This is a genomic window from Methylophaga sp. UBA4204 (genome assembly GCF_002379485.1).
GTDB lineage: Bacteria > Pseudomonadota > Gammaproteobacteria > Nitrosococcales > Methylophagaceae > Methylophaga.
The window spans coordinates 11,942-20,189 of record NZ_DFTU01000021.1; the positions used below are offsets into that span (position 1 = coordinate 11,942).

Annotated in this window: 7 protein-coding genes and 1 tRNA gene (1 of these 8 only partly in view); 4 read left to right on the plus strand and 4 right to left on the minus strand. The window is 42.9% G+C overall.

Translation table 11 applies throughout. The features are described 5' to 3' along the window. Both B3182_RS02790 and B3182_RS02795 read left to right on the plus strand, forming a co-directional pair. A tRNA-Asn gene (locus tag B3182_RS02790) sits at positions 1-31 on the plus strand; it begins 155 nt to the left of the window's first position. Positions 32-366: 335 nt separating this feature from the next. Continuing rightward, a complete protein-coding gene (locus tag B3182_RS02795) occupies positions 367-2,139 on the plus strand; it encodes a methanol/ethanol family PQQ-dependent dehydrogenase (RefSeq protein WP_292356022.1) in 1,773 nt (590 codons plus the stop codon). A gap of 161 nt (positions 2,140-2,300) precedes the next feature. On the opposite strand, the gene B3182_RS02800 is transcribed toward B3182_RS02795, so the two are convergent. The 4 genes from B3182_RS02800 to B3182_RS02815 form a co-directional block, all read right to left on the minus strand. Continuing rightward, positions 2,301-2,981: a response regulator transcription factor gene (locus tag B3182_RS02800; protein ID WP_292356023.1), complete on the minus strand. Its 681-nt coding sequence runs from the start codon at positions 2,979-2,981 to the stop codon at positions 2,301-2,303. A gap of 2 nt (positions 2,982-2,983) precedes the next feature. Further along, a complete protein-coding gene (locus B3182_RS02805) occupies positions 2,984-4,540 on the minus strand; it encodes a sensor histidine kinase (protein WP_292356024.1) in 1,557 nt (518 codons plus the stop codon). Between the two features lie 113 nt (positions 4,541-4,653). Beyond that, the gene (locus B3182_RS02810; protein WP_292751446.1) at positions 4,654-5,331 is read right to left on the minus strand and encodes an OmpW/AlkL family protein; all 678 of its coding nucleotides are present in this window, start codon (positions 5,329-5,331) and stop codon (positions 4,654-4,656) included. 63 nt (positions 5,332-5,394) lie between these two features. Further along, positions 5,395-5,916, minus strand: coding sequence for a hypothetical protein (locus B3182_RS02815; protein ID WP_292356027.1), 522 nt, complete (start codon positions 5,914-5,916; stop codon positions 5,395-5,397). Positions 5,917-6,283: 367 nt separating this feature from the next. Here B3182_RS02815 and pstS point away from each other — a divergent pair, with 367 nt between their 5' ends. After that, positions 6,284-7,342, plus strand: a complete 1,059-nt coding sequence (pstS, locus tag B3182_RS02820; protein ID WP_292411377.1) for a phosphate ABC transporter substrate-binding protein PstS — start codon at positions 6,284-6,286, stop codon at positions 7,340-7,342. 200 nt (positions 7,343-7,542) lie between these two features. After that, on the plus strand, positions 7,543-8,248 hold a 706-nt coding region (gene pstC, locus B3182_RS02825; RefSeq protein ID WP_292751449.1), incomplete at its 3' end, for a phosphate ABC transporter permease subunit PstC.

Genomic DNA, 8,248 nt, shown 5'->3' on the forward strand with positions numbered 1-8,248 from the left:
GTCGCTGGTTCGAGTCCAGCTCGGGGAGCCAATGATTATTAAAAAACCTCAGCAAGTGCTACTTCTGAGGTTTTTTTATGTCTGAAATTTGTTAATCACTTCTTTAATACTCCATCAATTTGTAAATCGATCTCTTCTCCATCAGATAGACCGTGCTCAAACTTATATATATGTTCTTTACAGAATTTCTTCTGCTTAACATCTACCGCGCCAACTTGACTGTGGTTCCAGAGCGTTAAAAAAGATTCGGACACACGGGCAATTATTCCTGTTACCTCGTTGCTAACATCCTCACTCCGTTCAAAAGCTAATTTCACATGACGGTTAATTATCGGTTTTTGAAGCGGCTAACATAGAGGAAACAATATGAATAAAACTAAATTATCTATCGCAATGATGTCATTGGCGCTTCCCGGTCTCACTGTTGCAGATGAGTTACTCGGCATGCAGGAAAATCCAGAGACATGGGTTATGTCAGCAGGAAACTATGCCAATACACGTTACAGCCAATTAGATGAAATCAATCTGGAGAACGTTAAAGATCTGGAAATGGCCTGGTCTTTTTCTACCGGCGTATTACGCGGGCACGAGGGTAACTCGTTGATCATTGATGATGTGATGTATGTCCATACACCTTATCCAAATATCGTCTATGCACTGGATTTGAACAACGATGGGGCCATCAAATGGAAATACGAACCCAAACAAAACTACTCTGAAACGGTTCCAGTAATGTGCTGTGACGTGGTCTATCGTGGTTTGTCTTATGGGGACGGTAAAATTTTCCTTAACCAGGCGGATACCACGTTGGTGGCGTTAGATATTGATACCGGTGAAGTGCTCTGGTCAGATAAACGTGATACCCCAACTACCGGCGCAACCAATACCGGTAATGCCAATGTCTTTAAAGACAAAATCATTGTCGGTATTTCCGGTGGTGAATTTGGTGTTCGTGGCTATGTTCAAGCCTATGATATGAATGGCAAAACACTCTACAAAGCATATAGCACCGGACCTGATGACGAAATGATGGTCGATCCAGAAAATACCACCGCTATGTTACAACCAATCGGCAAAGATTCCTCATTGAATTCCTGGCAAGGTGAGCAGTGGAAAATTGGTGGCGGCACTACCTGGGGCTGGTTCTCCTATGATCCTGAAATGAATCTTTATTACTACGGAACCGGTAATCCATCTACCTGGAATCCGCTACAACGACCAGGTGACAACAAATGGACCATGTCCCTGTTTGCTCGTGATCTGGATAGCGGTGTAGCCAAATGGATCTATCAGATGACACCCCATGATGAATGGGATTATGACGGCGTTAACGAAAATATTCTGGTGGACCAGAAAGTAAAAGGCAAAATGCGTAAGATGCTGGTGCATTTTGACCGTAATGGCTTTGGTTACACCATGGATCGTGCAACCGGTGAATTATTGATAGCTGAAAAATTCGACCCAAGTGTTAACTGGGCCAACAGCATCAATATGAAAACGGGACTTCCGGATCGTGTGGCCACTTACTCACCTGAAGCCAATGGTGAAGATACTCAGACAACCGGTATCTGTCCTGCGGCCCATGGAGCCAAAGATCAGCAACCTGCGGCTTATTCTCCAAGAACGGGTTTGTTCTATGTACCAACCAACCATATCTGTATGGATTTGGAACCGTTTGAAGTTGAATATTTAGCCGGTCAGCCATACGTCGGTGCTGAAGTAAATATGTTTGCGGCCACCAAAGACAATATGGGTAACTTTATTGCCTGGGATGCTCGTGAAGGCAAAATCGTCTGGACAAATCCTGAACGGTTCTCAGTTTGGTCCGGAGCCATGGTTACCGCTGGCGATGTTGTTTTTTATGGCACGCTGGAGGGGTATCTGAAAGCCCTGGATGCCAAAACCGGACGTGAACTTTGGCGCTTTAAAACTCCATCGGGCATTATTGGCAACGTCAATTCATACAAACACGATGGTAAACAATACATCTCAATTTTGTCAGGCATTGGTGGTTGGGCCGGTATTGGTATGACCAATAATCTGGAAAATGATACCGATGGTCTTGGCGCTGTAGGTGCCTACAAATCCCTATCGAGCTGGACCACACTGGGTGGTGTATTAAGCGTGTTTAGCTTGTAAGTTAATGTAAAAGCAGCTTCATAAATTGGCCCGGCATTCTTAGTAGTGCTGGGCTTTTTTTATTGGATTCTGTGGAAACAAATTCAACAAAGGAAGATTTTCACTGACCTAAGAGTTTGCAGCAAAATGGCTAATTGAAATTCCCAGCCGACATCCTTATGTCAATTAATGTTTAATCTGTAACCTACACCACGAAGCGTTTCGATAAAGGATTCGGATTGATGAATGTCGAATTTTTTGCGTAAACGATTGATATAAACATCAACCACATTCGTCAATGGATCACTGTTGAGTTGCCAGACAGCATTTAGTATACGTTCACGACTTAACACACGACCTTTGGATTTTGCTAAAAACAACAATAAGTCAAATTCCATTGTGGTCATTTTTATCAGCTCATTCCCCTTATAAACTGTCCTGTGGGTCAGAGAAATAGAAATATCATTCAGTTTAATAATATTTTCATCGACATCAGGTCCATTTATTCCCCGACGGGAAAGCACTTCGATACGGGCAAGTAATTCTTCAAAATCAAAAGGTTTTGTTAAATAATCATCGGCTCCTGCACGCAAGCCGTGAACCTTTTCTTCAATATCATCCAACGCTGTAAGAAATAACACCGGCGTAGAAATACCTGCATTACGAATATGCTTTAAAAAACTGATGCCGTCTGTATCCGGTAACATTCTGTCAAGAATAATGACATCGAAGCTATGTGAATTGACCAGCATAAGCCCTGATTGACCATTATGAGCCTGTTCACAAAAATAGCCTTCAACCCTCAAACCTTTGCAGATAAAATCGGCCACACGCTTTTCATCTTCAACAATCAATATTTGCATTGTTACTCCACAGCAAGCTTAATATGAATTGCCAGTCCGTCTTCCGTATTGACCGCCCAGATAGATGCCTGATGGGCATCACATATTGATTTGGCAATGGACAAGCCCAGTCCTGATCCCGTTGGTTTTTCATGCTGCATTCGTTGACTTCGATAAAATCGGTCAAAAATTAATGGCAACTCGTCATCTGCCACCCCAGCACCTTGATCCTGAACAGTAATGATTACATTACCAGCATCCAGTTTTGACGAAACGGTAACGTTGGTATCGGATGGACTATATTTAATTGCATTATCAAACAAGATTCTCAGCAATTGTTGAAATCGATCTTTATCAACCCTGACAATAGCCTCATCAAAAGGAAGGCCACATTTCAGATTGATTTTGTGCTGATTTGCCGTACGTTGAAATTCATTTACGCAATTTTTCAGCAGCTTATTAATCGAATATACATCTATCTTTAACTGAAGATTATTGGCTTCTGTTCGAGCAATAAACAACAAATCATCCACTAGACGACTCAATAAAAGAGACTGTTCATGAACGCTTTCCAAAATACTTCGTGCCTCGGTCTCATCAAGTTGTCTGCTCTGTCGAAGCGCGACCTGGGTTTCACCACGAATGATGGTGAGTGGTGTGCGCAGTTCATGACTGACATCTGCCAGAAAGCTTCTTCTGGCAGCATCATTTTTTTTCAAGGTTTCATTGAGGACCTGCAATTCACTGGTGCGTTTATTAACCTCAAACTCCAGCTGACTATTGAGTTTATCCCGCAAAGATTTCTCTTCAGAAAGTTTCTGGGCCATATCGTTAAAGGCGGCTGAAATCGCATCAAACTCTCGGTCAAATCCTCGTGGCACACGATAATTCAGGTTTCCGTCAGCAAAAGATTCGGCTGCTTTTTTTAGAAAATCTACTGGAATCGAAATATTACGAATCATGGCATAACTACCCAACAGTGCTGCAAATACCGCAAAAATAGTGAGTGCTGCAGCAGCCCAGGCAATATTGGTGTGAATATTTTCGATATCAGAATTTAGTGAATTGACGATAGTACTTTGTCGTTGCAAAGCTGAATTAATGGCTTCCCGAAACCGATTATCAATCTGCTCCTCCAGCAGGAAACGAATTTTTTCAGTATTAAGCTGACTTACCGGCTCAGCAAGCACCGCGTCAAACGCATCAAGAATATCGTTGAGTAACTTTTCCAGCTCCTTGGTATCTTCTATCGTTCCCTTGGTGGCGATTTCGCCCAGAGCCAGTCGTTGTTGTTGTTCAAGTTGCGTTATTGTGGAAATGGCATTGGCAATCAACTCTCGCTTGTTACGAACTAACGCCTGATTGGCATTTTTGCCAAATAATAATTCATCGGTAATCTGTTTGAATAAACGATAACTGTTATTGGATAATTTCCAATGCTCTGTGAGCAATGCATTTGCCATGTTCACTTGAACGATGTTCTGGGCAGTCAGTCTTGTTGACCAGATAGCCAGCGCTCCTGCCAGGAAAACCATGGCAAGAGCGACAACAGCAAAAGCAATAATTTTTTTCCGGTACATCAAATGCAACCCAGTGAAGAATAAAATCGTTCGCAAAACCTAATATATCAACATTCAGGCAGTTTACTTAAACCATCTCCACTATCTCAGATTAATCTAATGGGTTTTTCACATTAAAAACGTCTGCCGATACCGATACCGAAGATCACTGGATCAATATCAGTACTGACAGACACCGAGCCCGCCGCCGTATTCCGATAAGTCGCTGTGGTATCAATATCGATGTATTTCAGGTCAAGGTTCACAAACCAGTCATCGTCCAGTGCATAGTCAACACCCGCCTGAAAAGCCAGTCCCCACGATGATTTAAGTTTGACCGAGTCACCGGGATTACTGAGGCCAGAGCTGTTGGGAACCTTTTCATCAAAGAAATATATGTAGTTCACTCCCATTCCGATATACGGCTTCAGTTTGGCATTTGGGCGGAAATGATATTGCAAAGTTAGGGTTGGTGGCAGAACTTTGGTTTCAGCGACCGGCCCCAGAAAATCCCAGCTTTGGCTACCATCCACGGTGTGCTCGGAATACCCTAAAATCAATTCTATGCCCCAGTTGGGTGTCATCATGTAGGTGATATCCAGTTCCGGTACAGTATCGCTATCAACACTGACACCTTCCGTTCCTTGATCAACTCCATTAACTGATACCGTTCCACTTGAATCATTTGGATTAACGTTAATCACCCTTCCACGAACCAACCAGTCACCAGCCTCATAAGCCTGAACATAACTCACAGGACCAATAAACCCGGCCAGCAGCATAAACAAAGGTGCACTCGAATATTTCTTCATATTAAGCAGACTCTTTAATAAAGGAGAAAAAGCCTGCACAAGATCTTGTGCAGGCTGAATTAATTACTTACTAAAAGGTAAGGAAGAGTGATGTAATTCGATTTTGACACTGCCATCGTCATCCAATCGATAACCAAATGTGTATTCAACTTTGGTTTCGTTACCAGCCGTATCGGTAAAGTAGTAAAGCCCCATTGCAAGGGCATTTTCGTCACGAATCAGCAGGTCTTCATTCTCAAATCGAACTGCAGTCCAAGGCTGCAGAGCAAAGCCTTTATCTTCCTCAAGCATGCCGCCTACAAAATACGAAAGTGCTTCTTCATAACTGTTTCGGAACGGGTCATCCACTGCTTTAGTTGGTTTGAATAGCACTTTGTCGTCGAATGCATACAAGTTGTCCAGTAACTCACTGGCGACTGCGCCTGCATCTTCACCATTGATTTTGGCCTGGCCGATTTCCACAATACCTTCTGCCCAGGCGTTTTGTGCTGCCTGAATAGCTTCTGCATCGATTTTATCGATTTGAGCAAATGCCGAGGTGGTAAAAATCAGACTGAATGCGCTTGCAAGATATGTCGTTTTCATTGTTGGTCTCTCCTGTTGTTAACCTGAGAGCCATGATATTTGCAAGAGATGAAAATCAAACCGACAAGGAATTAAGCTTGGATGAATAACAGATTAACAAGTTGTTAATCTTTTATTGTCTGTTTTCAGAAGAAAGCATTGGGATATCAACCGTAATACTAGTTCGATGACCTGATAAACAAGGCTAACATGAGATTTCACCTGTTAATGCCGTCGGTCCAGGAATACCCTTAAGGCCAAACTTACGCGTCATTTAGAGAGATACATTCAACATCTTCGCCACTGTCATAAATCTTTAACAAACCACCAATAGACTTAGCAACCAGTAAATTGAGTGTTTTACTTTTTTCATTTGTCAGGAGTTTTTATGAAACTATTTGCGAAGAGCGCAAAGTCAGTTTTTGTCATTGGCGCGCTTATTGGTGCCATGAGTTCATCCGCTGCATACGCTGATCTTAAATTGATTGGTTCTGGTGCAAGTTTCCCAGCACCACTTTATAACAAGTGGTTTAAAGACTACAGCAAGCAAACTGATGGCGTTCGTATTGATTACCAATCTAAAGGTAGTGGCGCAGGTATTCAGGATTTCATTAACGAAACGGTAGACTTTGCAGGCAGTGATGCTGCAATGAAAGACAGTGAAATAGAACAAGTCAAAAAAGGCGTTATTCTGCTTCCAGTCACGGCGGGCGAAGTCGTCATTTCTTACAACCTTGATGGTGTTCAAGAATTGAAATTGCCACGTGATGTTTATCCGGAAATCTTCCTGGGCAACATTACGAACTGGAACGACCCAAAAATTCAGGCGGCTAATCCTGGTGTAAAACTTCCTGACCAAAACATTACTGTTGTTGTTCGTTCTGATTCAAGTGGTACCAGCTATGTATTCACTAATCACTTAGCAGCGATCAGCGATAACTTCAAAGAACAGGTTGGTGGTGCAAAAGCACCAAACTGGCCAAGTGCTGGCACAATTGTCAAAGCACCTAAAAATGATGGTGTAACAGCGACTATCAAACAAACACCTGGCGCAATCGGCTATGTTGAATATGGTTTTGCCAAACTGACCAAAATGCCGACGGCCATGCTGGAAAATCAAAAAGGTAACTTTATTGAAGCTGGTGGCGAAACAGGTGCTTCAGCCTTAGCGACGACTGATTTCCCGGAGGGTAATCTGCCAAATAGTGATGTACCGGACCTGCGTGCATGGGCAACTGACCCATCGGGTGATGATGCCTATCCTATCGCAACGTTCACATGGTTATTGGTTTACAAAAACCAAGGTGAAGAGAAAGCCAAAGCCTTAAAAGACCTTATTGAATACATGATTACAACAGGTCAGGAATCATCTGAAGCAATGGGCTATATCCCGCTGCCAGAAAATGTTGTTGAGAAAGTTCGCAACGCGGCCAGCATGATTCAGTAATCACTCTTGGTGATCGGATAAAACAATGCTGCAAGTGTTTTAAACACTTGCAGCATTTATCTGTTCAAGAGCCTGAAAACGATGTTAGCGATATTTACTATAAATATTCACGATTGATAGGAACACAAATGGTTCACGATCCTTTTAAAGATTCCGCAAGTGGCAAAACATTGTCCGCGCCACCTTCTCCCAGTGATTATATGAAAGATTCTGTCTTCCGATCTTTTGCTTATTTATGTGCTTTATCAATCATACTTTTATTGGCTTATATCGTCTTTGAACTCGGTTCTCAGGCTTTACCTGCAATTAAGGAGCATGGTTTAGGTTTTATTACTGGCACAACCTGGGATACCAACCAGAATGAATTTGGCGTGTTACCTGAAATTTGGGGCACGTTATACAGCTCACTGCTCGCGCTGCTGATTGGTGGTGGATTAGGAGTCGCTATTGCCATCTTCCTGACCCAGGGATTCATGCATGCCAAAATCGAAGTGATGTTCAGAACCATCATTGAGCTGTTAGCGGCTATTCCTTCGGTGGTTTATGGTTTGTGGGGTATTTATGTACTTATCCCGCTAATCAGGCCGGCCGCCCATTGGCTACATGAAACGTTTGGCTGGTTTCCTTTATTTAGTACTGATTTAAGTGGTCCAGGCCTGGCTCCCGCCGCATTAGTACTCGCTATTATGATTCTTCCGACTGTCGCAGCCATTTCAGCCGATGCCTTCCGTCGTATTCCTTATAAAGTAAAAGAAGCAGCCTATGGTATGGGGGCGACAAAATGGGAAGTGATTCTTAAAGTCATGTTACCAACAGCCTCCTCCGGGATTCTGGCCGGTTTGGTATTGGGATTTGGTCGCGCGTTGGGTGAAACTATGGCACTGGCCATGTTAATTGGTAACGTGA